We start from the raw sequence: 26,209 nt of genomic DNA, 5'->3' as shown, positions 1-26,209 counted from the left end.
AAAATGAACAAGCTGCCAATGAAAGCAGCTTGTTTTTCTAAAAACGATAGACAGAAAAATTTTTTTAGAAAAATTATTTTGAATATTGTTGAAATATGCGAAAAAACTCTATATAGTAGTACCAATATAGAATATTGGAGGTCAGATTTTATGACACGAACCTTGCTGAGCGCTTGCTTCAGCAGCCATGTTAGTCATCAGTCATTCATAGGTGGCTAAATAAACAGAAAATTTGTAAAATAAAATCAACTCAAAATCATGCAGTCAACAAGACTTGTAGTATAGGAGGCTTTTTAAACAGATGGCAGAACTACGCAGTAATATGATTAAACAAGGAATCGACAGAGCACCTCACCGAAGCTTACTAAGAGCGGCGGGGGTAAAGGATGAGGATTTCGGCAAGCCATTTATTGCCGTATGTAATTCCTATATTGATATTGTCCCAGGACATGTCCATCTTCAGGAATTCGGGAAGATTGTGAAGGAAGCCATTCGTGAAGCTGGCGGGGTTCCATTTGAATTCAATACGATTGGCGTCGATGATGGAATTGCCATGGGTCATATCGGGATGAGATATTCATTGCCAAGCCGTGAAATCATTGCGGACTCTGTGGAAACCGTTGTATCTGCTCATTGGTTTGATGGAATGGTTTGTATTCCTAACTGCGATAAAATCACACCAGGAATGATGATGGCAGCGATGCGCGTGAATATCCCGACTGTCTTTGTGAGCGGGGGACCGATGGAAGCGGGTAGAACAAGTGATGGCAGAAAGATTTCTCTTTCTTCTGTATTTGAAGGCGTTGGTGCATACCAGTCAGGTAAAATCAATGAAGAGGAATTAAATGAATTAGAGCAGTTTGGCTGTCCAACCTGCGGATCTTGTTCAGGTATGTTTACAGCTAACTCAATGAACTGTTTAGCGGAAGCACTCGGGATCGCTCTTCCTGGAAATGGAACGATTTTGGCGACATCACCAGAACGAAGAGAATTTGCGAAGAAGTCTGCAAAACAACTCATGGAGCTCATCAAAAAAGATATTAAACCACGGGATATTGTCACTGAAAAAGCAATTGATAATGCATTTGCATTAGATATGGCACTTGGTGGTTCAACCAATACCGTTCTTCACACATTGGCGATTGCGAATGAAGCAGGTGTTGAATATTCACTTGAACGTATCAATGAAGTAGCAGAACGTGTGCCTCATTTATCAAAACTTGCTCCAGCTTCAGACGTTTATATTGAGGATTTACATGAAGCAGGCGGCGTTACAGCAGCACTAAATGAATTGTCTAAAAAAGAAGGAGCTCTTCATTTAGATACAATGACTGTCACTGCGAAAACGCTTGGCGAGAACATTGCGGGGCATGAGGTAAAAGATTATAACGTCATTTATCCAATTGACAAGCCATTTACTGAAAAAGGCGGCTTAGCCGTTTTATTTGGAAACCTTGCGCCAGATGGAGCCATCATTAAAACGGGCGGGGTACAAGACGGAATCACACGCCACGAGGGACCTGCAATCGTATTTGAATCCCAAGAAGAAGCCCTTGAAGGTATCATTAATAGAAAAGTAGAAGCAGGACATGTTGTCATCATTCGCTACGAAGGACCTAAGGGCGGACCTGGCATGCCTGAAATGCTTGCACCTACTTCACAAATTGTCGGCATGGGACTTGGACCAAAGGTTGCTTTAATTACAGACGGACGTTTTTCCGGCGCTTCTCGCGGATTGTCTATTGGACACGTCTCTCCAGAGGCAGCTGAGGGCGGCCCGCTTGCCTTTGTTGAAAATGGTGACCATGTCGTTGTCGATATCGAGCAGCGCATTTTAAGCGTAGATGTTCCAGAGGAAGAATGGGAAAGAAGAAAAGCAAACTGGAAAGGCTTTGAGCCAAAAGTAAAAACGGGTTATCTTGCTAGATATTCAAAACTTGTGACATCAGCCAATACAGGCGGCATCATGAAAATTTAATCTGATATCGAACATTTGAAAATTGGCTCTCTCTATAGTATCCTTTATTCACAACATAAGGATTATAGAGGGGGCTTTTTTATGTCAATGGCATATGAAGAATATATGCGCCAGCTCGTTGTACCGATGCGTCAAGAGCTGACAAGTGCAGGATTTCAAGAACTAACAACGGAAGAAGAAGTAGAACAAACGATGCAAGAAGCAGAAGGAACGACATTTGTCGTTGTCAATTCTGTATGCGGGTGCGCTGCCGGCTTAGCACGCCCAGCTGCTACACAAGCTGTGATGAAGGCAGAAAAAACACCAGATCGAATTGTCACAGTTTTTGCTGGTCAGGACAGGGAAGCAACGGCAAAAATGAGAGAATACTTCACAGGGGAAGAGCCATCGTCTCCATCTATGGCACTTTTAAAAGGAAATGAACTCGTTCATTTTATTCCGCGTGACGAAATTGAAGGTCATGAAATGGAAGACATCATGAACAACGTCTTATCTGCATTCGAAAAACATTGCTAATACACATGTTGAAATGTCCTGTAAACAAATCAGGGCATTTTTTCTTGATCATGATGGAGGAACCGCATGCTTATCACAACAAGCTTTAGAGCAAATGAACAAACAATTGAAATAGCAAAAGCCCTTGCAGAGGATTTACATGGTGAGTATGTAGAAAGGCGCAAACAATCCGTCAAGCAGCTTGCGATGAAACGAGGAGACGTCCTTGTTGTGGGGAAGGAAAGATTCGAATGGTATCAGCCAAATGGTGAAAAGTTCTTCTTCCATCCAAGCTCAGCGATGTTCAGGGTGAAGCGGCTCATGCGCGGAGAAAAGGATCCTTTAATCGAAGCCACGGAGCTTCGGCCAGGCGATTCCTTTTTAGATTGTACGCTTGGCCTAGGATCAGATGCCATTACAGCCAGCATGCGAGTAGGTCCGAATGGAAAGGTCATTGGAATCGAAAAGAATCCCATGACAGCATTGCTAGTCCGAGAAGGATTAAACACATGGGAGACAGGGGTAAGAGAGGCAGATGAAGCGATGAAACGGATATCTGTTGTAAGTGGAGACAGTATCGAGCAACTAAAAAAGCTCTCTGATGAATCAATTGATGTCGTCTATTTTGACCCGATGTTTGAGGAGACGATTCAAGAATCTGCAAGTATCGCCCCGCTCCGTCATGCGGCAGAGCACTACTTTGACCACGAAACAGCCGTCCAAGAAGCGCTGAGAGTGGCGAGAAAAAGAGTGGTTTTAAAAGATCATTGGAAAAGCACCCGATTTCTAGCAGACTCCTATCAATTTCACGTTTTAAAACGAAAAACAGCCCAATTTCATTATGGATATATTGAGAAAGAAAAAAGCCCTCGCTAAAGGTTCAGCTATGCAGACAATTCTTTTTAATTCCTTGTCGAGCATCTAAAAAAGCCCTTATTCAGGGCTTTTAATCTGTAATCTCCATATAGACAAAATAAAATAATGTCAGCAAGGAAGCCGTAATAAAAAAACCTTCAAGCATACCCATTCCTCCCAAATTTTAGTCGCCTTTACTGCCATTGTAAACGTTTTATTATAAAAAAGAAAGTCTTAAATCGGTGACCAAATTGAATGACTGAAAATTCATTATATGCTAGAATAGCAGTATGATAACTTATGGAAGGAATTAGATATCATGAAGATGTGGATGAGAAAAACGCTTGTTGTGCTCTTTACGATTGCAACTTTTGGTTTAGTCTCTCCTCCGCCGGCTTTGATGACAGACAAGCCCTCTGAACTTTCTTCATCTGATAAAACGCCTTATACAGCTGTTTATGATACATCAGATGAATTGCGCAGCTGGGAACTAACGCAAGAGGAAAGCAAAGAGCAGATAGACTCCTTTGAGCAATATAAGCAAGAGGTGCTGTCAAGTGCAGAAAATCAATCCTTTCTCAAATTTGGCCGTAAAATCACACCTGTCATTGAGGACGAGTACAGAGAAGAAATTCAGCCGAAGATTGAACAAGTGTTAACCGACTATTTAACAAATTTCAAAGATGACGAAAAATTTCAAGATGTTGTGATAACTGATCAGCCTTCAAGCGGAAATGGCGAAAAAATCTTCCACATTTACAACCGCAAGACTGGAGAAGATTTGCTCCGTTTTCATGTCAGAAGAGATCAGCCGCCTCACAGCGGATATTGGTTTAACTTTCATTACCATACAGCAGAAGATGGATTCCAGACGCATCATGAACTCGGTAATATTTACTGGGATAAAAACACCCCGCCGAGCTGGATGAGCCACTAGAAGGAGATGTCATGCCAATTGAAAAAATATACAATGAACGAAATGGTGCAGATTACAAAACAAATGTTAAACGATCGCGGAGTGAAAATTGAAGATATCGCACACATTGTGCTGAAGCTCCAAGAAAAATATCATCCAAACCTTCCACTTAGTGTCTGTATTGAAAATGTTGAAAAAGTGCTGAATAAAAGAGAAATTGTCCATGCAGTTTTAACAGGACTTGCCCTTGATCAGCTTGCAGAAAAAAAGCTTTTGCCAGAACCTTTACAGCACTTAGTTGAAACAGATGAGCCGCTATATGGAATTGATGAGATTATTCCGCTTTCCATTGTCAATGTATATGGATCAATCGGTTTGACCAACTTCGGTTATTTAGATAAAGAGAAATTTGGTATTATTCGTGAATTAGATGAAGGCCGTCCAGGTGAAGTGCATACTTTCCTTGATGACCTAGTCGCTGCACTTGCCGCAGCAGCTGCAAGCCGCATTGCTCACTCACACCAAGATATTAAGGATGAAGAGCAGGAACGAGTGAATCAAGCATAAAAAGAAAAACATGTCTGCTCATCATGCAGGCATGTTTTTTTGGTTTCAAGAAAAGCTGAAATAAGGTAAACTACAACAAGAACATAAATAAAGGATGAAAAAAATGAAACAATACAAAGAGTTATGCCGTCATGTATTACAGCACGGGGATGAAAAAGGTGACAGAACGGGTACAGGTACAATCAGCACGTTCGGTTACCAGATGAGATTTGATTTACAGGAAGGGTTTCCTCTTTTAACCACAAAGAAATTACACCTGAAATCAATCATTCATGAGTTGCTTTGGTTTTTAAAAGGTGATACAAATGTCAAATATCTTCAAGAAAATGGTGTCCGGATTTGGAACGAATGGGCAGATGAAAATGGAGAGCTGGGCCGTGTGTACGGTGCACAGTGGAGATCATGGGCGAGCGGAGACGGCGAGACAGTGGATCAGATCGCAAAGCTGATTCATGATATTGAGCACAACCCGAATTCAAGACGACTGATCGTCAGTGCTTGGAACCCGGGGGAAATTGATCAAATGGCGCTGCCTCCTTGTCATTGTCTGTTTCAATTTTACGTATCAAACGGGAAGCTTTCCTGCCAGCTATATCAAAGATCGGCAGATATCTTTTTAGGCGTGCCATTTAATATCGCTTCATATGCTCTTCTAACGATGATGATTGCCAAAGTCACAAACCTTGAGCCAGGAGAGTTTATTCATACACTCGGAGATGCTCATATTTACCAAAATCATCTTCCACAGGTGAAAATGCAGCTAGAGCGCGAAGAACGCACGCTTCCTACACTTCGTATTACAAGAGATGTAAAGAGCATTTTTGATTTTACGTTTGATGATTTTGTGCTTGAGAACTATGATCCGCATCCGCATATTAAAGGAGAAGTCAGTGTATGATTTCCATGATTGTGGCGACAGGTAAAGATAGAGTCATTGGTCAAGATAATCAAATGCCTTGGCATTTACCAGCAGATTTAGCGTATTTTAAAAAAGTCACAGGCGGTCATACGATTGTCATGGGCAGAAAAACCTTTGAATCGATTGGACGAGCGCTGCCTAACCGCCGAAACATTGTGCTGACCACAAGTTCTTCTTTTAAAGCAGAAGGATGCGAGGTTGTTCATTCAATTGCTGACATTTTGGCAATTGCGGAAAGTGAGGCAGAGCTATTTATCATTGGCGGGTCTAAGCTGTATGAAGAAATGATGCCATATGCGGATCGTCTCTATATCACGCACATTCACCATGCGTTTGAAGGAGACCGCTATTTCCCGTATTACAATGAAGATGAATGGACGATTGTATCACGCGAAAAAGGCCATCGTGACGAAAAGAACCCCTACAATTATGAATTTGTCGTCTATGACAAAAAAGGATAAGTGAGTAGGAGGAGTACGGTTGTTTCGTTATTGGTTTTTAACGATTTATGTTGTTGTATCCTTTTTAAAAAGTATGAGGCATTTGTACGATCATGAATTAACGGATCCACGCATTTCCTATACGAAACGAATGCATCTCATTCATGAGCATGCAAAAAGGTTTGCCCGGGGATGTATTGATCAATCAGGATCAGTCATGACCATTCATCAGCAAAAGAAGCTGCCTGATGGCCCGGTTATTTATGTCACAAAAGAGCTGAATCCAGTCACGACGACATTATTGATCGGCCACCTTGAGAAGCCATTTGCTTTTATGGCAAAGCCGAAGCTCTTTCGGTATCCGATTTTAAAACAATGGCTCAAAAAAATGGCGGTCATTCATCAGAATCAAACGGATGAGGCCTTATTAGAAGAAGCAAAGGAAAGAGTCATGTCTGGGCAGAGTATCTTGCTTTCAGAAGCATATCGTCACATTGCAGAAGCGCTTGCTGAAGAATACGATTGTCCGCTTGTACCGATTGAAACTAGCGGAACGGATCGTCTTTTAACTGGGAAGATCGTGAAAAGACTGCGTCCTGTTAATGTGGATATTCATATTAAAGCTCCTGTCATGATCAGTGATTACGCACAAAAGCGTGCATAAAAAAAACCAGCATCCGAATAGTGGATGCTGGTTTTTTTTATGCAGCAGGAACGTTCACACAATAGAATAAAATACAGAAGAACATCGAGGCGCTGCCGCCGAGAACAAAGCTGTGCCAAATCGCATGATGATAGGGGATTTTCCGCCAAATATAAAAGATGGTTCCGACTGAATATAAAATGCCGCCTAACAGTAAGAGGCCAAATCCTGCACCTGTTAATTGGATATAAAGCGGTTTGATGGCAATGATGATCATCCAGCCCATTAATAAATAGACAAGGGTAGATACGATAATAAAGCGTTTGACGAAAAAGATTTTAAAGACAATCCCACCAGCAGCAAGCGCCCATACAATCGCAAGGAGTGTATAACCCAGTGCACCTTTTAGTGGTCCAAGTAAAAAGGGTGTATATGTACCAGCAATCAATACATAAATAGCCGAGTGGTCGAGAATTTCAAAAATATCTTTTGTTTTTTTGTGCCGAATGCTATGAAGCAGGGTTGAGCTTAAATAGAGCAGCAGCATGGATGCACCAAATATCGAAAAGCTGATAATGTCTGTGACGGTGCCGTATTGAACAGCGAATAAGACGAGAAACACAATAGCTGGAATGGATAAAATAACACCAATGCCATGTGTAATGGCGTTTGCAATTTCTTCTTTTACAGTAAACAATGGATGTCCTCCTTTTATTGAACCGGTATATAACCATCAAGCGACTTCAGGAATGAAAGACCTTCAAGTGTAATCTTCGTTCCGGCCCTGCCTTTTCCTTTCGTCACGTATGCTTTTTTCTCAAGATCATCTAAGCGGTTTCGCACCTGCTGAGGGGTCAGCGGGATGTCTCCTTGTTTGCTTAATTCAGACAAGATACGCCTGCTGGCAGCTTCTCCTTTTTCATTGAGAGATTTAATGGCTTCCAGCAAGAAAACAAACTCTTGTTTTTCCATTAGTGTGAGCTGGTGTTCTTCCTTTTTACCTTTCACGGCTGAGGGAAGGGGTGCTAACACAAAGGGCGGTAAATGATGTAAAAATACCGTGTGGCCCTCGAGTATGGACGCAGCGTAATGAACAATATTTTTGAGTTCTTGGACATTTCCTTCAAATGGATACTGCTGCAAGGCTTCCCAAACACTTGGATCAATATTCGGTGCCAAGTTCAGCTTTTGAAAGAAAGCATTTGTTAACACAGGAATATCTGTTTTTCGTTCGGCTAAAGCTGGAAGGGCCAAATGAAGAACATTCAGACGATAAAACAGCTCGGGTAAAAAGGTAGAAGAAACCCTGAGTGCCTCTATTGATAAAGACGAAGAAGCGATTACTTTTGTTGCAGGTGACGTTTCTAGAAAGTGAATGACCTGGTGCTGCATAGAAATACTTAATGCACCGATCTCATCTAAATAAAGAATTTGATTGTTTTTTTCTGTGAAGGCTTTCTGTAAGGTTTCTTCATTCAAGATGGGGCAATACATGTGTGTCAGTGATGCGTTCGCCATTTCTTGGGCGAATAGCGTTTTGCCTGTGCCGATGTCTCCTGTTATCAAGACCGGCTGTTCGTTTTTAGAAAATTGTTTTGCCAGATGAATTGCATGTTTGATATCTTGATGATCTCCATAGATAGATGCGAATGATTGAGTGGCCATTGGGTGATTCCTTTCTTTGTGGTTCTAATTGGTTCAATTGTAACACCCAATTAAAACAAATGTACAGGAAAACGAAAAAGTTTATAAAATTTATGATGGATCGTGATCTATTGGTTTATTTTTTGAATATTCATGTTATAATGACAAATTAAATAAGGTTAAAGAGAAAGGATCTTGTACATGAAACCGTTGCTCAAAGAAAATACGCTAATTCAAGTGAAAGACATCTTAAAAGCCCATCAAAATTTGAAGGATGTAGTCATTCATACACCACTTCAAAAAAATGAGCGACTTTCTGAACGATATGAATGCAATGTCTACTTAAAAAGAGAGGATCTTCAAGTAGTTCGTTCCTTTAAATTAAGAGGCGCTTTTAATAAAATGAGCCAGCTTCCAAAAGATAAACTAGAAAATGGCATTGTCTGTGCAAGTGCTGGAAATCACGCGCAGGGTGTTGCCTATTCTTGTAAATATTTAGGCATCCACGGGAAAATCTTTATGCCTGCTACGACGCCAAGGCAAAAAGTATCACAAGTGGAGCTGTTCGGAAAAGAATATGTTGAAATTATCTTAACCGGAGATACGTTTGATGATTCGTATCATGAAGCCGTAAAATGCGGAGATGAAGAGAAGCGCGAATTTATCCATCCGTTTGATGATCTGGATGTGATGGCAGGACAAGGAACGACTGCTGTCGAAATCTTAAATGATATCGAGGTGGAGCCTCACTTTTTATTTGCAAGTGTCGGAGGTGGAGGTCTGTTATCTGGTGTTGGTACATATATCAAAAATATCTCACCAGAAACCGAAATCATTGCAGTCGAACCGCTTGGCGCAGCTTCACTGCATGCCTCGCATGAGAAGGGCGAGGTTGTGACACTTGATTCGATTGATAAGTTTGTAGACGGAGCAGCGGTTCAGCGGATTGGCGAAAAGACGTTTACATCGCTTCAGTCTGTTGTCGATAAAATCAGTCTTGTACCAGAAGGGAAAGTATGTACAACGATTTTAGAGCTGTATAATCAATGTGCGATTGTAGCAGAACCGGCTGGCGCATTGCCGATCGCAGCATTAGATGCTCATCGCGAGGAGATCAAAGGGAAAAATGTTGTCTGTATTGTCAGTGGAGGAAATAATGACATCGGCAGAATGCAGGAAATCAAAGAACGCTCGATGATCTATGAAGGGCTTCAACATTACTTTATTGTCAATTTTCCGCAAAGAGCAGGAGCGCTTCGTGAATTTTTAGATGAAGTGTTAGGGCCAAATGATGATATCTCACGCTTTGAATATACGAAAAAGAATAACCGAAGCAAAGGTCCTGCGCTAGTCGGCATCGAATTGAAAGAAAAAGATGACTATGCAGCGCTGATTGAGCGGATGGATAAAAAAGGCTTCCACTATGTTGAAGTGAATAAAGATCAAGATTTATTCCACCTATTTATTTAGGCTTAACAGATAATTGGAAAAGAGGATTGATCGTTTGTGCTGCTCAAAACAATATGTTTTAGACGGATGGATGGAGCTCAGATCAAGGTAACAGAAGTCCCTGTTCTAAAGGGAGATGAGACGTATCGTTTCATGCTCACCTTTAGACTTGAAGCTTTCTTGAAAAAAGTCTATGTATCTAAAGGAAAGAGAGCTGTGTACTCTTTCAGAGAGGATGTGAAACGTAACGTCAAGTGGAGCACATATGAACAGATCTATCAGGAGCCTACACTGAAACACAATGCGTAAGCAGAAATCTTTGTCAAAAGGGGGAGGTAGCCATTTTGAAATGGCAGCTGCTCAGTTTGGCAAGGATTTTTTTCATGACAAGAAGAAAATGTGACAATTTCAAAAACGTTAGGTCAGTTGTTTTCAAGTGTGCAGGAAATAAGGTAATATCATAAGTAAAGACTAAGACAGCAAGGATGAGACGATAGTGAAACAAATTAAAATTGTAACAGATTCAACTGTGGACCTTCCGCAAGAAAAAATCAATGATCTTTCCATTCACGTGATTCCGCTCAATATCTCCATTTCTGGAGTTGATTATATTGACCGAGTGAATATACAGCCAGATGAATTTATTGAAAAAATGGAGGCCGCTGAGGAACTGCCGAAAACGTCTCAACCTGCGATCGGTCAATTCGTCGAATTATATGAAAAGCTGACGGTAGATGGAAGTGAAGTGATCAGTATCCATTTAACTGGTGGAATGAGTGGTACTGTTCAAACTGCTGAAAGCGCTTCGAAAATGGTAGATGGAAATATCACGGTAATTGATTCGAATTTTATTTCCTATGGATTAGGATTTCAAGTCATCAAAGCAGCAGAACTAGCCAAAAAGGGTGCAAGCCGTGAAGATATTATCACAGAATTAGATAAAATCCGTCATCAAACAAAGCTATATGTCACGATCGATACATTAGAAAATCTCGTCAAAGGCGGCAGAATTGGAAGAGGAAAGGCGCTCATCGGCTCACTTCTTCACATCAAACCTATTGCCAGCTTAACAGACGGGGTATATACGCCAGAAGCGAATGTGAGAAGCTACTCTGCGCTTGTCCGCCATCTGACAAAACAGTATGTACAGGCGGTGAAGGGAAAAACAGTTCAAGCCATTGGGATCGCACATGCAGATGCATTAGAACTCGCTGAAAAGCTAAAAAAAGCGCTGCTTGATCACACACCTGAAGCACTGATTGACATCGCCTACACAACACCGATTATTTCGTGTCATACTGGAAAGGGCGCAATAGGCTTTACTTTTTATACCGATTGATAGAAAAAGGGGATGGACATATCATGTATAGAAAAAGGGGAGCCTTACTTGGTGCGCTTATGATGGTAAGCGTGCTTCTTTTAGTCTCATGTTCAAATGGACAAATCAAGGATGCTTTAAATTATCAAATAGAGCCGTTTGAGTTTGAAAACCAAGATGGCCAAAAGGTGTCATTGGATGATTTGAAGGGGAAAGTATGGGTCGCTGATTTTATTTTCACAAGCTGTGAAACGATTTGTCCGCCGATGACTGCTCATATGACAGAGCTGCAAAAACGGTTAAAAGAAGAAAAATTGGAAGCGCATATCATTTCCTTTAGCGTGGACCCAGAGGTCGATTCACCGAAAAAGCTAAAGGAATTTGCAAAAGCCTATCCATTGTCCTTTAAAAATTGGGATTTTCTCACTGGGTATTCACAGTCAGAAATTGAAAAATTCGCAATGAAAAGTTTTAAAACCATTGTAAAAAAACCTGAAGATGAAGACCAAGTGATTCATCAGTCCCTGTTTTTCCTTGTCAATCAAGATGGGAAAGTGATGAAAAACTATGATGGGGTGCAAAACACACCTTATGATGACATCATCAAGGACATCAAAACGCTGAACCGAAGCTAGCATAAGGATGTTCAAATGGGCGAAAACATGATACACTTTTTTAATCAGAAAAAGGAGGGACATCATCGTTTGAAGGCTCGTTTGATTTTGATTGTGATGTCTCTAGCTTTTGTTCTTTCTGCATGTTCCGCGCAAGAGGCTGGCATAAAGGATAAACTAGAAGACACACCAAAAGTAAAAGAACATATTACCATCGCAGCGGTTGGAGATTCCTTAACAGAAGGAATCGGAGATCAAGATAAAAAAGGCTATGCAGGTATGACCCGTGACAAGATAGAAGCAGTGGACGGCGTGCAGTCTGTCACATTAAAAAACTATGCCATTAAAGGCAGTAGAACAGTAGATTTATTAAAAAGATTAAAAGAAAAAAAGGTGCAGGACGGACTGAAAGACGCTGACTATATTTTCTTTACGATCGGCGGGAATGATCTCATGCATGTTGTCCGTCAAAATGTGCTTAATTTGACGTTTGCTCCTTTTCAAAAAGAGCAGGGTCCTTTTGAAGAGCGCTTTAAAACCATTCTTGCTCAACTGAGAGAACAGAATGACCATGCGAAAATCATGTATGTCAGCATGTACAATCCTTTTAAATTCAGTTTGTCTGAGCTGCGAGATATTGATGAAGTCGTTCAAGACTGGAATGCCGCTGCCAAAAAGGAACTCAAAAAAGACGGCAATGCGGATATGGTCAATGTAGCAGATTTATTTGAAGAAGGTTCTGATGAAAAATTACTGGCAGAAGATGATTTCCACCCAAACCAAAAGGGGTACTCTCTTATGGCAAATCGTTTATTCTCCGAAGTGAAAAAAGAAGGACTGCCGAAGGAATAGGGTGAAACAGATGAAAAAATGGAAAAGCTTATTTTTTATTTTACTTGCAATCAATCTATTGATTGTGATTGGCTGCGGTATTTTGATGCTGCTGCCAGGCGGTCAATCCGCTTCAACCAAAGAAGTGAAAAGCGAATATGCTTTTAATATATCCAGCTCAAAGGAATCACTCACCAGCTTTGTGAATGATTATTTGAAAAATCAAGGATCAAATGATATGCCAGACTTTCATGTAGCAATCGATCAAGATGTGAAAGTAACAGGCGCAATTAAAGCTTTCTCTTCAACGATTGATGCAAACGTCTCATTTACGCCAACTGTTGAAGATAATGGTGATGTGCTTTTGAAAGTGGATGACTTTTCAATTGGACAATTGAGCATTCCGATTAGTTTTGTTTTAAGCTACATGGGTCAGTTCTATGAGCTGCCAGAGTTCGTTCATGTAAAACCGGATCAAAAAACGGTTGAAGTGCGTCTTTCAGAAATGCCGCTGACGAATGATATGTATGTGAAAGCAAACAAAATTGATCTACAGAACGATGAAATTGAATTTTCATATTATCATCCAAAGCAATAGAACGTGTGAGTCAGGAGTGTTATCATGAAGCGAGTCTATCAATATTTTAGTTTACTGTCGTTTTTATTTGCTGCGTACTTCGGCATAACAGCTGCCAATGCTTTAAAAGCAGAAAATATCGATCAGTTTTACTTAAATATTGCCTACTGTGCATTATTTCTTGGCACGATGATTCTTGCTTTTGATTTTCAAAAGCAAGAAAAAGCTGAAGATGTCTCGTAAGGAGCCTTTTCCATTTTAGGAAAGGCTCTTTTTTATAGTTGCCGAGACAAGACCACCTTTGCCATAAGTTCAGGTTCTCCGTTAGCAAAACCATGAAGCAGAATCAGGTATGCACGCTTTGTTTGCAGATGAACTTTTGGGATATCAAGCAGTACACTTTGAGTGCCGGCGGCTTTCAATTCAAAATGATATTTATTTGGAGAGAAATGTTGAATGTGGGTGCTGTTTACATAATCAAGCTCCTTCGATATGATCCCTTGGTCTCGTTCATATATATCTATAGAAGGAAGGTCCGGAGACAGCTGCACAAATGTAAGTGCTGACAGGTCTTCTTGTTTGATCAAAGGAGTCTGCTGCTCAGTCAGCAGTGCAAAGCCTGCACGGGCACCTGTGATACATAATGTGTAGACCTCGCCGCTCTTAAATCGAATGCGGGAATGAAGAATTCTCTCATTTGTAGCCAGTTTGAACACTTCTATTTCATACATTCCCTCATCCCACTCCATATAAGCGGTCAAATGGCTGTAAGGCATTGGTTTCATTACCTGCTTCCGGTTCACATAAACAGCAAGCTCACTGAGATCTGGTGCAGCGTGAAATAATCGAATAAAGGCTTTTGATGAAGGGCTGCTTTGAAGATGCTCGTAGGTGTCAGCGAATGGCCGATATGGAAAGTCATGATAAAAGAGCTGCTGCATGTCATCAATCCCTTCTTTCTCATGCAATGGTGTTTTTTGTAGCGTATGCATGAAAAAGACGATCTGTATAGGCAAAAGAAGCATAGAAAAAAGCCTGACGTATTCCGTCAGGCCGGCATGTTAAGAAGGAGAAGAATATTGATGATATTCAGCTAGTTTAATGAACGTTTTTTCATCCTCAATTAAACCACAAACACCGCACTGGACTTTCATTTGAGGACCTTGATAGCTCAAGTGAAAAGGAGACAGCTGTTCTCCTTCGTATCTTTCGACAACTGCTCCTGTTGCTGGATCTAGCTTGACAGGTTCTGAAAGCTGCTCAATGAGATTAAAGCGCGTTCTGTTTGTTTTACAGTTTGGACAAAGGTAAGGGCTTGTCATGGTTCATTTCCACCTCTTTTTATCCGTAGCATGTCCTGAGCGCTAAAATCTATGCTTAATCCTTTTGACTTTTATCCAGCTTTTTAAATAATTTGATCATGGTTTTTAGTTCTTCGTCATCAAATGATTCAAATCGCTCCATAAAGTATTCCGTTTTCTTTTTCTCAAAATGCTCAGTAATTTCCTTACCCTTATCGGTTAAGTGGATTTTGATGATGCGGCGGTCCTCTTTTGAGCGGATACGGGTGATCCAGCCTTTTTCTACGAGTGTGTCAGTCACAGCGGTAATATGACTTGCTGACACTCCAAGAATGGAAGCGAATTCCGTTACTTTTTTTGCACCTTGCTCACGCAGCAGATTTAAAATAAGAAATTCATTCCGAGATAATTCGTTTTCGAGCAGGCTGTTAATTTCATAACGGATCTGCTTAAATACGGTTCTCAGTAAAGTGTCCATTTCGTACATCATTTGTTTTCTTTGTTCCAATCATTAAACCCCCATTATATTTTAAAGATACGACGTAATGCTTTCTTTTATTTTGGTATACAAGTCGTATCATTTTCATTATTTTTTATCATGTTATAATATGATGATACCATTTTTTAAATGAAGGGGGCACTAATATGTCTGAAAAACAAGAATTAGCCACATTTGCAGGAGGCTGCTTCTGGTGTATGGTTAAACCTTTTGATGAACAGCCGGGCATTATCAAAGTTGAATCAGGGTATACTGGCGGACATACAGTGAATCCGACCTATGAGGAAGTATGTACAAATACAACGGGTCATAGAGAAGCGGTTCAAATTACGTTTGACCCTGACGTGTTCCCATATGAGAAGCTGCTAGAGCTGTATTGGCAGCAAATAGACCCAACAGACGATGGCGGGCAATTTGGCGATAGAGGGGAATCTTACCGTACAGGTATTTATGTTCATCATGACGAGCAGCGAAAGCTAGCTGAAGCATCGAAAGAGCAGCTGAGCCAAAGCGGGATTTTCAAAAAGCCAATCGTTACAGAAATTTTAGACGCAGGTCCTTTTTATCCAGCAGAGGAATATCATCAGCATTATTATAAGAAAAACAAAATGCACTACGAACGATATCATGTCGGTTCGGGCAGAGCCGGTTTTATTGAGTCCCATTGGAGTGATAAATAATGGCAAATGAAAAAGAAAAGCGTATAAAAGAATTAAATCACATGCAGTACGAAGTCACGCAAAATAATGGCACAGAGCCGCCATTTCAAAATGAATTTTGGGATCATAAAGAAGAAGGTATCTATGTGGATATCATTTCAGGAAAGCCGCTTTTTTCTTCTTTAGATAAGTTTGATGCCCACTGCGGATGGCCAAGTTTTACAAAACCGCTTGAAGAGGAAGAAGTAGCAGAGAAGGTTGATACGAGTCATGGAATGGTGCGGACAGAGGTTCGCAGTAAAACTGCTGATTCTCATCTAGGTCATGTTTTTCCTGATGGACCAGGGCCAAACGGTCTTCGGTATTGTATTAACTCAGCTGCTTTAAAGTTTATCCCAAAGGATGATCTTGAAAAAGAAGGCTACGGGGATTTGAAACATCTATTTGATTGATCCATTTAAAAATCGTCACATGGAAAGCAGCTGCTTCCGTGTGACGATTTTTTATTTTTTATGATGTGTATGATGTAATTGTTCGATGATGTGGAACAGCTTTTCTTTTGTAATGAGCGGTGCTTCTTTTGAGGTGTAATTCGTTAAGTCGACTTTTTGAAAGGCAGGGTGCAAATGTGGTCTCGGTAAAATGGCATAAAATTGTTCATGTTCAAACAGTGCATCTGCTTCGTGCGGAAATGTGAGCTCCTCGTGAAGCTTTTCGCCAGGTCTTTTTCCGACTACAAGAATATCCGGAGATTTAGCATTGATTTGAGCGGCATATTCATGAAACGCTTTTAGGAGATCGGCAAGCTGTAAGGACTCCATCTTGAGAATGAAGGTTTCGCCGCCTTTCATCATGATTGCTGCTTGAAGTGTGAGGGAAACAGCCTCTTCAATGGACATAAAAAAACGTGTCATATGAGGATCAGTCACGGTCAAAGGTTTTTCATTTAATAGCTGCTGGAGCATGATCGGAATAACGGAACCTCTAGATCCAAGCACATTGCCAAAGCGTACAGAGCAAAACCTCGTTTTTTGATTCGGAATACTTTCGTTTGCTTGGAAAAATAGTTTTTCTGAAATCAATTTTGTTGCACCCATGGCATTCGTTGGAGAAACCGCTTTGTCAGTTGAAATGTTGACGACATGACTCACTTCATGTTCGAGAGCGGCTTCAATGACGTGCTGCCCGCCGATGATATTCGTTTGAACAGCTTCGAACGGATTATCTTCACAAGTAGGTACTTGTTTTAAGGCCGCTGCATGGAAAATGATATCCACACCCTTGACGAGCTGTCTCACGCGGCTTGCATCCCGGACATCTCCTAAAGCGAATACGACCTCTTGATGATCTGCGTACTCATTTTTCATCATGTATTGTTTGCTGTCATCTTTACTGAAGACGATTATCTTCTTTGGAGAGCAACTTGTTAATTTATTCACGATTTGCCGGCCGATTGACCCCGTACCGCCTGTAACCAATATCGTTTTGTCACGAAAAAAGGTCTTCAAAGTCGTTTCTATCTGTTTGGACATATCTAATCCCCCAACTCTCATTTCTCTACTTTGCATCATATGTGAAAGAGCGGCATTCGTTTGAGGAAAAGAACCACTTCATGTATAAATTAGGTGAACAAATTATAACCATCTGCTTGTCGTCTTAATAGAATATGGAGAGATAAGAGATCAACTAGAAAAACGAGAGACCTGAATACTTCAGTACTGCGGTCAGCTCGGGCAGAGAAGAAAATTGTAGGGAGCTGTGCGCGAGGGGAGAAGAGAAGACATGTATAGGGGAAATCGTATTTTAGCCATGATACCTGCATTTAGAAGTCACGACGGCCGGCATGATGAACACATACGCATATTGGCTGAGAGGCCGCTTATCTATTGGACCATTCAGCCGTTACTGCAAATGATTGAATTAGATGAAGTCATCGTCTCCTCAGAGGATGTCAATACGCAAATCATTTCATCTCACTACGGAGCAAATGTGATTGAACTGCCAAGCACACATGTGACAGAACAAACGCCGTCACTGTTAGCTGTGAAGCATGCGCTTGCTTATTTAGAGCGGGAGGGAAAAACCTTTGATATTGTGCTGTATCTGCATCCATCGTCTCCTCTAAGACAGCCGGCAGATATCGAGAAGTGCTTGCAGCTTTTAGTGGAGGGGAGATATGACTGCACCGCATCTTTTACAGAGGCGTTAGAAAACCCAAATGAAACTTGGACACTGCATGAAAACAATGAAGCTACTTTATATAAGGACAATCATTACTTTTTCATGCCAAGGCATGAGCAGCCATATACGTATGGCCGGCTAAATGGTGCGGTATATGCTTTTCATGCTCATTATGCCAAAGAATGCATTCATTCCTTTTTAGAAGGATCTGTCGGAGCATATATGATGGATCACACGCAGTCGCTTGTGGTGAAACAGGAGGCAGACCGGAAAGAGGCAGAGAAAATCTTATTAGCTCGCCGAGATGCGGAAGATCATGCATAAGCTGGCATTCAACGAGAAAAAGCGCCCAGTCATAGGGCGCTTTCAGCGTGTAGACAAACCCTCGCATTCGGTGTCAGGTCTGCGCTCCGGTGCTCACGAATGTCAAATTCGCTCCGCTCCGGTACTCGCCCTTCCTAGGGCTGCAAAGGTTTTCTATCACGCTGAAAAGAAGACAAAGGGCTAAAATCAAGAATATTTTAGCCCTTTGTCAACAATTTGAAAGCGCCCAGTTATAGGGCGCTTTTTACAATGTCATAAAGCCTTTGTGGCATCGTATCAAATGTATTCCAGCGAACGGCTTGCTCATAGTTGTTCAGTGCGGCCGCCTTTCTTTCACCGGCATTTGATCCATAGTATTCCACCTGTTTTATCAAATCATCCTCATCTTTGTAAAAAGCAAAGCTTGAAAAAGCAGGCGGTGGATGTAGATCCGTCAATTGAAAACTTCCAGTTGCAGCAATGTCAAATGCTCTGTTATTGAGGCTCATATTTTGAATCATGGCTTTGTTTTTGTTATACGCAAATTGAGCCGGCCTATGCGGATTCAGGACAATGGCTGTCTGCTGATAGATGTCCGCCATTTGCTGAGGACTCAGCCAATTCGTTATCAGTGTGAAATCACGATAATGTCTCCGTGATTTATTTAAGTGACGGTGCCATTCCTTTCCTGCAACGAGAATACGCCATTTGTTTTGCTGCAAGAGTGTATCAATGGCTTTGATGCGGTTGGGATAAGGGTAGCCAATGAGAGCAATGTCATACGCGCACATCTCTTCTGGCGATTCATTTTTCTGAAAGACACGTGTATTTGCCGGAATGGGAAAGTAGTGCGTATTTAGAGCGCCTAATTGTTTATAAAATGGCAAAACCCCTTCATCAATCGTTAATATAAGCTGAGCTTCATGTGCGCAAGCAGCTGACATATCTGTATAAAAGGGATCTTCTGTCATCCAAAGAACAATCGGGATTTTTTCTTGTTTGAATTGATGAAGTACATCTTTCGGAACATGATCACCGATCATCATCAAAACAAAATCCGGAGAAAATGTCCGGATTTTGTGCATGTTAGTGGGTAGAGATTCTCTATCAATCTTTACACATGAAAAGGGGGAATCAATGAAGCTTTCTTCTACCCATTGATCAAACATGTGATAGATTCCGCCGTAGCCAGAACTGATATAAAGAAGCTTCATGATGATCCTCTCACATTAAGATGTGAATGTAACACTTTCAACTTTATCTACATCTAATAGAGTCGTTGCTGAGCCTGTAGGTGTGACAGAGCTTTCTTGTGTAACAAATACAACACCTGTTGAAGCATCGAATGATACAAATTGAACTGGCCCAATTAAATCTCCTGAGTCAGTGACAATGCTAATGACTGTTCCTGGTGCAAGTCTTGCAAAGATCCATCTTGCTGGCTGAGATACATCGAGTGTTGTTGCAGAATCTGAAGGTGATGCCTCAGCTGCCACTTCACTTAATAAATCGTTCAATTTTTCTTCCATTTGAACTCCTCCTTCTTCGAGATTAGCTGTTAATGCATGAGTAATTGGTTTGAAAAACACTTTCAATAGTTCCTTTTTTAATTCAGCACGCTTTTCGCTCATTTTTTCCCCATCCTTTCTTCATCAATTCAAACTCACCCCTATGTATATGCCGTTCATTTTTTTTGGCATAAGCAGAACGCTGATTCCTGATCTTTTTTTCATTTAATCACTTCACACATTTTTAAAAATGTTTTCAAATGCTGAGGCTAAATGAAGTGGCGCTCATACTCTAGTAAAGATTAAATGTGAAGAGAGAGGGATTATGAATGGAATTTGAACAATTATTAGATGGTTGGAACGAAGAATTACTAGAGTCGGAAGGAGTGCTTGAAGTTATCTTGATTTTACTTCTTCTTCGTCTTTTAGAAGAAAGTGGGGAAGAGAATGTGTCAGACATCAAAGAATTACTTCGTCCATGGCTTGAGCTTGGCATTCCAGTGCCGCGTGTTCATTTAGTCAATGGAGATGTACTTCAAAACGTGGTTGTCGTGCAATTGTTTGATACGGTTGCAGTCTTTAAAAACGCGACAAATCAGCTAAGAGTGAGTGTTCCTTATGTGAACATTGTCAGCTGGGGGGCTTTTTAATCTAATCAAAAAGGATAATGATCATGAAAGTATCGGTGATTTTAACAAGCTACAATAAACCAGATTTCATTGATCGTGTGCTAAAGAGTATGGTAGATCAAACGTATCCGCATTGGGAGCTTTTGATTATGGATGATGGCTCAGAAGAGGGCACCATTCAAAAGATCCAGCCCTATTTAAGTGATGAACGCATTCAGCTGTATTCGCACACAGTTCATCCGGCAAAACGGCTGTTAACCGCACGATATGCGACGCTTATTAATGAAGCATTAACCCGTATAACAGGTGAGCTCATTTGTTATTTAACCGATGATACCGTGTACCATAAAGATCGTTTGCTTAAAATGGTGGATGTTTTTCGGTCGATGCCTCACATAGATATTGTGTATTCCTCGCAGCGGGTCGTGCATGTTGATCAGCATTTAGTGGAAACGATGAGTTTTATTCGAGAAGCAGATCAAATCTTAGAGCATGCGTCCTTTCAAGTGGACCATTGTTCGGTCATGCACAGAAGCTGCTTGCTTCCACTGATTTATGAAAAATACGGACAATATTGGGACGATGAGCCAAAGCACTGGCATCATGCAGATTCTGTATTTTGGATGAGGCTGAATCACTTCGCTGCGTTTTTTCCATTAAAAGATGTACTGGATACAACGTATAAAACGCCTCATTCCTTTCATCATCTGTTTTCGAGTATGCCGTATGATTTAATTGACGGAACGGTCATTGAAAAAGAAGGAGATTATTATCAAATCGCAGACGGGAAACTTCATGGAATTGAAAAACGCTGGATCAATGAAAAGAACAGGCGTGCGATCCGTGTTCCGCTGTTATGTGAGATGAAATATGAAATGAAAGAGAAGCTGGCAGTACCCAATTATACAGTTGTCACCGCAGATTATGGGAAAACGTTCTTTTATATTGAAGATCAGAAAAAAAGACGGTTTGCTTCAAAACGTGACGTGCAATATTTTCAGTTTCACCCAAAGGAGATCTATACGATTTCAAATGATCAGCTCCAGGCATTTGAGGATGGCAGCATCATTCAAGCTTCTCCAGTTTTCAGTCCGCCAAACAGGCGCCTGTTTAAATGGAAACAAGATGTTTATTTACTTGTGCATCATACCTTTTGCCGAATTGATCCTGAGGTCGTGAAGCGATTTGCTTTTTATCATCAGCCGATTAAGCTGTACCCATCACAATTTGCGTTTTTTCAGGAAGGAAAGCCGATTGTGCCGCTGTATAGGGAATCGCTGCAAGAATTCGATATGTCTCTTTATCAAACATCCGGACGAAAGCACTCCTCATAAGAGGAGTGCTTTTTTCGCAATGATTGCAGGAAGTAGAAAGGAAAAAGCGAAACATGAAAAGGACAGGAACCTTTAAGAAACGATCAAGCCGCTGAAAACTTGGCAATTGATGCCGGTTTTTTGGCACTGAAAGTGAGGGGGAAAGAATGGGGAAGGTTGTCGAAAGAGCAGATTGGTTTGAATTGATTTTAGAAGCTATTGATGAAGCCATTCACGTTGTAGATGATCGAGGGATGACGATTTTTTACAATCATAATGCCGCTAAGTTTGACTCTTTACAAAAAGAAGAGGTGATTGGCAAGTACATCCTTGATGTGTATCCCTCTTTAACAGAAAAAACAAGTACGCTCATGCATGTGTTGCGAACAGGAAAGCCCATTTATCATTCGCTGCAAACCTATTTGAATAAAAATGGAGAAAGGATTGAAACAGTGAACACGACATTGCCTATTATCGAAGATAACGAGTTAATAGGCGCGGTCGAAGTCGCAAAAGATGTTTCAAAGCTGTCAGCCCTTTCCAATCGTTTAGATCAAAAAAAGCGGACACAAGATGCGGCTGAGGCCGTACAAATGCATGATTTTGCTTCATTTTTAACAAATGATCCGCTTTTAAAAGAAATGCTTGAAAGGGCAAAAAAAGCAGCTGCTTATCCATCATCAGTTGTTGTCTACGGGGAAACAGGGACAGGAAAAGAAGTGCTCGTTCAAGCCATTGTCCATGAATCTGATCGAAAAAATCAAGTGTTCATTCCGCAAAACTGCGCAGCACTCCCAGAATCATTACTTGAAAGTTTATTGTTCGGATCTGTCAAAGGGAGCTATACGGGCGCGCTTGATCGCAAGGGACTTTTCGAATTAGCTGATGGGGGCACACTTTTTCTTGATGAGCTGCAAGCGATGCCGCTCACGCTGCAGACGAAATTATTACGTGTGTTAGAAGATGGCGTTGTCCGCCGCATTGGTGATGCAAAGTCCATTCAAGTGGATGTTCGGCTCATTACTGCGCTCAATATGGACCCATTCGAAGCAGTGAAAAAGCAAATTTTAAGAGAAGATTTATTTTATAGACTGCATGTATCATCTTTTCATATCCCGCCGCTTCGTGAAAGAAAGCAAGATATCACGCTGCTATCCCGCCACTTCATTCAAACCTATCATCAGCAGTTTTCAAAAAACGTTACACGCCTTTCTGAAGAAACGGAACGATTGTTTATGGCGCACCACTGGCCTGGGAATGTCAGAGAATTAAAACATACAATAGAACATGCTGTGTTGATGATGCCAAAGGAAGCGGAAGAGATCATCCCTCTATACCTTCCGGCTCATTTACGTGAGCAAAAGCTGGAAAAAGAAACATCTGAATCCTCCTTAAAAAATCAAGTGTCTTCATTTGAACAAACTTTGATTCAAGAAGCTTTACATCAGCATAATGGGAATATTAAAAAAACCGCCGCTGCTTTAAAAATCCCTCGACAAACGCTGCAATATAAATTAAAGAAATATGCAGATGCCGAAATATAGGCACAACACCAATTGAATATGACGGGTAAAAGCTCCTTTTGTAAAGAATAGGGGCATTTTCCCATGTTGGCACATAACTTGCATAGTATAAAGTGAATGCTGATAGGGGGAATGGATATGAATCAGAAATTGTATGAACCGGCACGTCACTGGAAGGACATTGAGCTTTGGAAGGATGTACCTGAGGAAAAGTGGAACGACTGGATTTGGCAGCTGACGCATACCGTGAAAACGCTTGAGGATTTAGAAAAAATCGTAAACTTAACAGAAGAGGAACGAGAAGGGGTGAAGATTTCCACCAAAACCATTCCACTCAACATTACACCCTACTATGCCTCACTGATGAATCCAGACGATCCAAGATGTCCAATACGTATGCAATCTGTGCCAATTGCAGAAGAGCTTCATAAAACAAAATATGATCTGGAAGACCCGCTGCATGAAGATGAGGACTCACCTGTCCCAGGGCTCACGCACCGATATCCAGATCGTGTGCTGTTTCTTGTGACAAATCAGTGCTCCATGTACTGCCGTTATTGTACGAGAAGACGTTTTTCCGGCCAGATTGGTATGGGTGTGCCGAAAAAGCAGTTAGATGCTGCAATTGGATATATTAGAGAAACACCTGAGGTGCGGGACGTGTTAATTTCTGGCGGAGATGGGCTGTTAATCAATGATCAAGTGCTTGAATACATTTTGAAAAACTTACGAGATATTCCGCACGTTGAGATCATTCGGATTGGAACCCGCGCGCCGGTTGTCTTTCCGCAGCGTATTACAGATGAGCTGTGCGAGATTTTGAAAAAATATCACCCAGTTTGGCTGAACACCCATTTCAATACAAGTATTGAAATCACAAAAGAAGCAAAAGAAGCGTGCGAACGTCTCGTGAATGCCGGCGTTCCTGTAGGGAATCAGGCCGTCATCCTTGCAGGTATTAACGACAGTGTGCCGATTATGAAGAAGCTGATGCACGATCTTGTGAAGATTCGGGTCAGACCATATTATATTTATCAATGTGATTTATCTGAGGGCATTGGCCACTTTAGAACGCCGGTATCAAAAGGGCTTGAAATCATTGAGGGCTTAAGAGGACATACGAGTGGTTATGCAGTACCAAGCTTTGTTGTAGATGCGCCAGGAGGCGGAGGGAAAATAGCCTTACAGCCAAATTATTTATTATCGCAAAGCCCTGACAAAGTGGTCCTTCGTAACTTTGAAGGTGTCATCACCTCTTATCCAGAACCAGAGCATTACGTCGCAGGCCAGGCAGATGCGTATTTTAATGAAATTTATGAAGAGAAAAAAGAGCCGGCAATTGGTATTACCGCACTATTTGAGGATGAAGCAAGATCGTTTACGCCTGAGAATTTAAGCCGAATGAAACGTAGAGAAGCATATGAGACAAATCCTGAGCACGACACACTTAAAAACAAACGTGAAAAACGAGATGAATTAAAAGAGAAGAAATATCAAGCGCAGCTCAAAAAAGAACAAACCGTAAAGGAGGAGAAATAGCCTTGCTGACATGTGATTGGTGTGAGGAAAACAAAGCAAATGCGGAGCAGACAACAGTCTATTGGGAACTGATCACGGGCACACAATCAATTGAAATCATCGAAACGCCGTCCATTTCCTGCACGCACTGCGGGATGATCTATCAAAAGGATGAGACGGTCAAAGAGATTGAAGATCAATTAATTTTAGTGGATCAGACAAAACTTCCAGAAAAAATCTCCTATGAGGAATTAATGAGCATGGAGCGGTTATTAAAGCGAAATTACTTTGACTTTTCCTCATAAGTTGTACCTCCGCCTATACAAGTCATCAAATTGCTGTATAATATAACAACAAAATAGTGTGTCGCGGAGGGAAAAACAGGTGAAGTCGTTTTACCATTATTTAATGAAGTTCAGACATCCAAAACCGAAAGATGAAATCAGCCATTTCGCAAATGCTGCGTATGAGGATCACAGCTTTCCTAAAGCTTCCACAGATTATCATGAGCTGTGCGCTTATTTAGAATTAAATGGTGATTATTTAAGCTCAATGACAACATTTGACGAAGCGTTTGAGCAATACGAAGTAGAAGTCAAAAAAAAATAACACACAACCGCTTATCCGAATGGAGAAGCGGTTTTTTCATGAGAAATAAAATGGCGTTTTGCATGGTGTGGTTGCCCATGCAGAATTCCTTGCGCCGGCATACGATACGTTAAGACCAAAAGTCGGGCAAGGGGGAGACAGAATGAAGGCGAAAGCACCAAAATATCAAGTAGGGGATATTGTCGTCGTTGTCATGTACGGCACAGTCGGAACGATTACAAAAGTCCATCAAATTGACCAGCACTATTTATATGAGGTCAATCATAATGAGGTGCTTTATTTTGAAACATCACTTCAGCTTTACGATGAGTATAGCGGAGTGATTGTTGATACAGAAAAGCTGGACATTGAATATGAGTTCCTCATTGGCGATGTTGTATATGTAAAAGATTACGGAAAAGAGCTATTTAAAATCATCGGTCATCGGACTGAAATTTGGCGCTATCTTGAAGATGGCTGGGAAGATGTCATTTACGAACTCACGAGGCTGAAAGACGGAGAGTGGCTGGAAACAGAAGAGGAAGATTTAACGCTTGTCCTAAGAAAATATGAGATGGACCAGTTTGTTCATCAGCTTCTTTTTGTGCATTACGTCGGAGAAACCTCAAAAGAGTTAGAAGAAGATATGGTCCAAACGGCTCTATTGCAGCTAGAAGAGAAACAAGAAAGCGAATCTTCACTTGAATTTCTGGCTGTATCTATAGTGGATGAGCTTCTTGATATTTATAACGATTATAAAATTCTCTATGAATTTTTCAAAGATCCAGAATATAAGGATATGATGGATTTTATTTTGGAAAGTTTACACGAACATTTTGGTTAAAGAAAGACTTGTCCTAACACGAATAAAAAATAAGGCACACAGAAAAATGCAATCACATAAAACCATCCCCTCAAGATACGGCCCATCACCTGATCAA

The 26,209-nt window shown here is 41.0% G+C and carries 33 protein-coding genes; 25 read left to right on the top strand and 8 right to left on the bottom strand.

All coding sequences use genetic code 11. The features are described 5' to 3' along the window. Positions 1 to 301 precede the first annotated feature (301 nt). From ilvD to MHB67_RS09910, 8 genes are all read left to right on the top strand, one after another. Complete coding sequence (ilvD, locus tag MHB67_RS09945; RefSeq protein ID WP_024422739.1) at positions 302 to 1,978, top strand: dihydroxy-acid dehydratase; 1,677 nt, start codon at positions 302 to 304, stop codon at positions 1,976 to 1,978. Positions 1,979 to 2,059: 81 nt separating this feature from the next. Further along, positions 2,060 to 2,494 carry a BrxA/BrxB family bacilliredoxin gene (locus MHB67_RS09940; RefSeq protein ID WP_024422738.1) on the top strand — a complete coding sequence of 145 codons (435 nt, stop codon included), beginning with the start codon at positions 2,060 to 2,062 and terminating at the stop codon, positions 2,492 to 2,494. 66 nt (positions 2,495 to 2,560) lie between these two features. Continuing rightward, the gene (locus MHB67_RS09935) at positions 2,561 to 3,349 is read left to right on the top strand and encodes a class I SAM-dependent methyltransferase (RefSeq protein WP_133744125.1); all 789 of its coding nucleotides are present in this window, start codon (positions 2,561 to 2,563) and stop codon (positions 3,347 to 3,349) included. A 298-nt stretch (positions 3,350 to 3,647) separates the two neighbouring features. Then, a complete protein-coding gene (locus MHB67_RS09930) occupies positions 3,648 to 4,265 on the top strand; it encodes a YpjP family protein (RefSeq protein WP_122631012.1) in 618 nt (205 codons plus the stop codon). Between the two features lie 18 nt (positions 4,266 to 4,283). Continuing rightward, positions 4,284 to 4,811 carry a phosphatidylglycerophosphatase A gene (locus tag MHB67_RS09925; protein ID WP_024428140.1) on the top strand — a complete coding sequence of 176 codons (528 nt, stop codon included), beginning with the start codon at positions 4,284 to 4,286 and terminating at the stop codon, positions 4,809 to 4,811. A 103-nt stretch (positions 4,812 to 4,914) separates the two neighbouring features. Continuing rightward, positions 4,915 to 5,709 carry a thymidylate synthase gene (locus tag MHB67_RS09920; RefSeq protein ID WP_024422734.1) on the top strand — a complete coding sequence of 265 codons (795 nt, stop codon included), beginning with the start codon at positions 4,915 to 4,917 and terminating at the stop codon, positions 5,707 to 5,709. Further along, positions 5,706 to 6,191, top strand: a complete 486-nt coding sequence (locus tag MHB67_RS09915) for a dihydrofolate reductase (protein ID WP_234107183.1) — start codon at positions 5,706 to 5,708, stop codon at positions 6,189 to 6,191. Before MHB67_RS09920 ends, MHB67_RS09915 begins: the two co-directional genes overlap by 4 nt. Positions 6,192 to 6,210: 19 nt before the next feature. Beyond that, on the top strand, positions 6,211 to 6,834 hold the full coding sequence (locus MHB67_RS09910) for a 1-acyl-sn-glycerol-3-phosphate acyltransferase (RefSeq protein WP_342492498.1): 624 nt from the start codon (positions 6,211 to 6,213) through the stop codon (positions 6,832 to 6,834). Positions 6,835 to 6,871: 37 nt separating this feature from the next. Here the strand turns inward: MHB67_RS09910 and MHB67_RS09905 are convergent, their stop codons facing one another. Both MHB67_RS09905 and MHB67_RS09900 read right to left on the bottom strand, forming a co-directional pair. Continuing rightward, positions 6,872 to 7,510, bottom strand: a complete 639-nt coding sequence (locus MHB67_RS09905) for a hemolysin III family protein (protein WP_041109539.1) — start codon at positions 7,508 to 7,510, stop codon at positions 6,872 to 6,874. A 14-nt stretch (positions 7,511 to 7,524) separates the two neighbouring features. Continuing rightward, complete coding sequence (locus tag MHB67_RS09900; RefSeq protein WP_342492497.1) at positions 7,525 to 8,478, bottom strand: sigma 54-interacting transcriptional regulator; 954 nt, start codon at positions 8,476 to 8,478, stop codon at positions 7,525 to 7,527. Positions 8,479 to 8,658: 180 nt separating this feature from the next. Here MHB67_RS09900 and ilvA point away from each other — a divergent pair, with 180 nt between their 5' ends. The 7 genes from ilvA (at position 8,659) to ypmT (ending at position 13,489) form a co-directional block, all read left to right on the top strand. Further along, positions 8,659 to 9,927, top strand: coding sequence for a threonine ammonia-lyase IlvA (gene ilvA / locus MHB67_RS09895; RefSeq protein WP_044335204.1), 1,269 nt, complete (start codon positions 8,659 to 8,661; stop codon positions 9,925 to 9,927). Positions 9,928 to 9,963: 36 nt separating this feature from the next. After that, positions 9,964 to 10,215, top strand: coding sequence for a YpmP family protein (locus MHB67_RS09890; protein ID WP_024422728.1), 252 nt, complete (start codon positions 9,964 to 9,966; stop codon positions 10,213 to 10,215). 187 nt (positions 10,216 to 10,402) lie between these two features. Next, a complete protein-coding gene (locus MHB67_RS09885; protein ID WP_044335180.1) occupies positions 10,403 to 11,245 on the top strand; it encodes a DegV family protein in 843 nt (280 codons plus the stop codon). Positions 11,246 to 11,304: 59 nt separating this feature from the next. Then, positions 11,305 to 11,859, top strand: coding sequence for an SCO family protein (locus MHB67_RS09880; protein WP_234107926.1), 555 nt, complete (start codon positions 11,305 to 11,307; stop codon positions 11,857 to 11,859). Between the two features lie 69 nt (positions 11,860 to 11,928). Beyond that, on the top strand, positions 11,929 to 12,690 hold the full coding sequence (locus MHB67_RS09875; protein ID WP_024422725.1) for an SGNH/GDSL hydrolase family protein: 762 nt from the start codon (positions 11,929 to 11,931) through the stop codon (positions 12,688 to 12,690). Positions 12,691 to 12,700: 10 nt separating this feature from the next. Then, entirely contained in the window at positions 12,701 to 13,267 is a 567-nt protein-coding gene (locus MHB67_RS09870) for a YpmS family protein (RefSeq protein WP_024422724.1), read from the top strand. Between the two features lie 24 nt (positions 13,268 to 13,291). Next, positions 13,292 to 13,489 carry a protein YpmT gene (ypmT, locus tag MHB67_RS09865; RefSeq protein ID WP_024422723.1) on the top strand — a complete coding sequence of 66 codons (198 nt, stop codon included), beginning with the start codon at positions 13,292 to 13,294 and terminating at the stop codon, positions 13,487 to 13,489. Positions 13,490 to 13,521: 32 nt separating this feature from the next. Here ypmT and MHB67_RS09860 read toward each other — a convergent pair whose 3' ends face one another. The 3 genes from MHB67_RS09860 to MHB67_RS09850 form a co-directional block, all read right to left on the bottom strand. Next, positions 13,522 to 14,238, bottom strand: a complete 717-nt coding sequence (locus tag MHB67_RS09860) for a DUF4397 domain-containing protein (RefSeq protein WP_235356883.1) — start codon at positions 14,236 to 14,238, stop codon at positions 13,522 to 13,524. A 69-nt stretch (positions 14,239 to 14,307) separates the two neighbouring features. Next, the gene (locus MHB67_RS09855) at positions 14,308 to 14,568 is read right to left on the bottom strand and encodes a hypothetical protein (protein WP_024422721.1); all 261 of its coding nucleotides are present in this window, start codon (positions 14,566 to 14,568) and stop codon (positions 14,308 to 14,310) included. A 55-nt stretch (positions 14,569 to 14,623) separates the two neighbouring features. Further along, positions 14,624 to 15,055, bottom strand: coding sequence for a MarR family transcriptional regulator (locus MHB67_RS09850; RefSeq protein WP_007500780.1), 432 nt, complete (start codon positions 15,053 to 15,055; stop codon positions 14,624 to 14,626). 137 nt (positions 15,056 to 15,192) lie between these two features. Here MHB67_RS09850 and msrA point away from each other — a divergent pair, with 137 nt between their 5' ends. Next, positions 15,193 to 15,726 (top strand): peptide-methionine (S)-S-oxide reductase MsrA, encoded by a 534-nt coding sequence (gene msrA, locus MHB67_RS09845; protein WP_024422720.1) that lies wholly within the window; start codon positions 15,193 to 15,195, stop codon positions 15,724 to 15,726. Beyond that, complete coding sequence (gene msrB / locus MHB67_RS09840; protein WP_073205983.1) at positions 15,726 to 16,157, top strand: peptide-methionine (R)-S-oxide reductase MsrB; 432 nt, start codon at positions 15,726 to 15,728, stop codon at positions 16,155 to 16,157. Before msrA ends, msrB begins: the two co-directional genes overlap by 1 nt. A 51-nt stretch (positions 16,158 to 16,208) precedes the next feature. Here the strand turns inward: msrB and MHB67_RS09835 are convergent, their stop codons facing one another. Then, positions 16,209 to 17,237 (bottom strand): SDR family NAD(P)-dependent oxidoreductase, encoded by a 1,029-nt coding sequence (locus MHB67_RS09835; RefSeq protein ID WP_034623517.1) that lies wholly within the window; start codon positions 17,235 to 17,237, stop codon positions 16,209 to 16,211. A gap of 250 nt (positions 17,238 to 17,487) precedes the next feature. Here MHB67_RS09835 and MHB67_RS09830 point away from each other — a divergent pair, with 250 nt between their 5' ends. Beyond that, positions 17,488 to 18,210: an acylneuraminate cytidylyltransferase gene (locus tag MHB67_RS09830; RefSeq protein WP_342492496.1), complete on the top strand. Its 723-nt coding sequence runs from the start codon at positions 17,488 to 17,490 to the stop codon at positions 18,208 to 18,210. Positions 18,211 to 18,440: 230 nt separating this feature from the next. Here MHB67_RS09830 and MHB67_RS09825 read toward each other — a convergent pair whose 3' ends face one another. Continuing rightward, a complete protein-coding gene (locus MHB67_RS09825) occupies positions 18,441 to 19,403 on the bottom strand; it encodes a DUF3880 domain-containing protein (protein WP_342492495.1) in 963 nt (320 codons plus the stop codon). Positions 19,404 to 19,418: 15 nt separating this feature from the next. Then, entirely contained in the window at positions 19,419 to 19,820 is a 402-nt protein-coding gene (locus tag MHB67_RS09820) for a hypothetical protein (protein WP_024422714.1), read from the bottom strand. Between the two features lie 206 nt (positions 19,821 to 20,026). On the opposite strand from MHB67_RS09820, the gene cgeC reads away from it, so the two are divergent. The 7 genes from cgeC (at position 20,027) to MHB67_RS09785 (ending at position 26,112) form a co-directional block, all read left to right on the top strand. Beyond that, positions 20,027 to 20,347, top strand: coding sequence for a spore maturation protein CgeC (gene cgeC / locus MHB67_RS09815; RefSeq protein WP_024422713.1), 321 nt, complete (start codon positions 20,027 to 20,029; stop codon positions 20,345 to 20,347). Between the two features lie 17 nt (positions 20,348 to 20,364). After that, positions 20,365 to 21,660, top strand: coding sequence for a glycosyltransferase family 2 protein (locus tag MHB67_RS09810; RefSeq protein ID WP_056767079.1), 1,296 nt, complete (start codon positions 20,365 to 20,367; stop codon positions 21,658 to 21,660). A gap of 146 nt (positions 21,661 to 21,806) precedes the next feature. Next, a complete protein-coding gene (locus tag MHB67_RS09805; protein ID WP_197172706.1) occupies positions 21,807 to 23,183 on the top strand; it encodes a sigma 54-interacting transcriptional regulator in 1,377 nt (458 codons plus the stop codon). Positions 23,184 to 23,300: 117 nt separating this feature from the next. Continuing rightward, entirely contained in the window at positions 23,301 to 24,701 is a 1,401-nt protein-coding gene (ablA, locus tag MHB67_RS09800) for a lysine 2,3-aminomutase (RefSeq protein ID WP_044335164.1), read from the top strand. A gap of 2 nt (positions 24,702 to 24,703) precedes the next feature. Beyond that, the gene (locus MHB67_RS09795; RefSeq protein ID WP_024422710.1) at positions 24,704 to 24,985 is read left to right on the top strand and encodes a YokU family protein; all 282 of its coding nucleotides are present in this window, start codon (positions 24,704 to 24,706) and stop codon (positions 24,983 to 24,985) included. A gap of 79 nt (positions 24,986 to 25,064) precedes the next feature. Beyond that, positions 25,065 to 25,289: a YozE family protein gene (locus MHB67_RS09790; RefSeq protein WP_024422709.1), complete on the top strand. Its 225-nt coding sequence runs from the start codon at positions 25,065 to 25,067 to the stop codon at positions 25,287 to 25,289. A gap of 142 nt (positions 25,290 to 25,431) precedes the next feature. Then, positions 25,432 to 26,112, top strand: coding sequence for a hypothetical protein (locus MHB67_RS09785; protein ID WP_024422708.1), 681 nt, complete (start codon positions 25,432 to 25,434; stop codon positions 26,110 to 26,112). The last annotated feature ends 97 nt before the right edge of the window (positions 26,113 to 26,209 follow it).

Source organism: Bacillus sp. FSL H8-0516, assembly GCF_038635285.1.
Classification (GTDB): domain Bacteria; phylum Bacillota; class Bacilli; order Bacillales; family Bacillaceae; genus Bacillus; species Bacillus safensis.
This window is presented reverse-complemented; position numbering and strand designations above follow the sequence as displayed.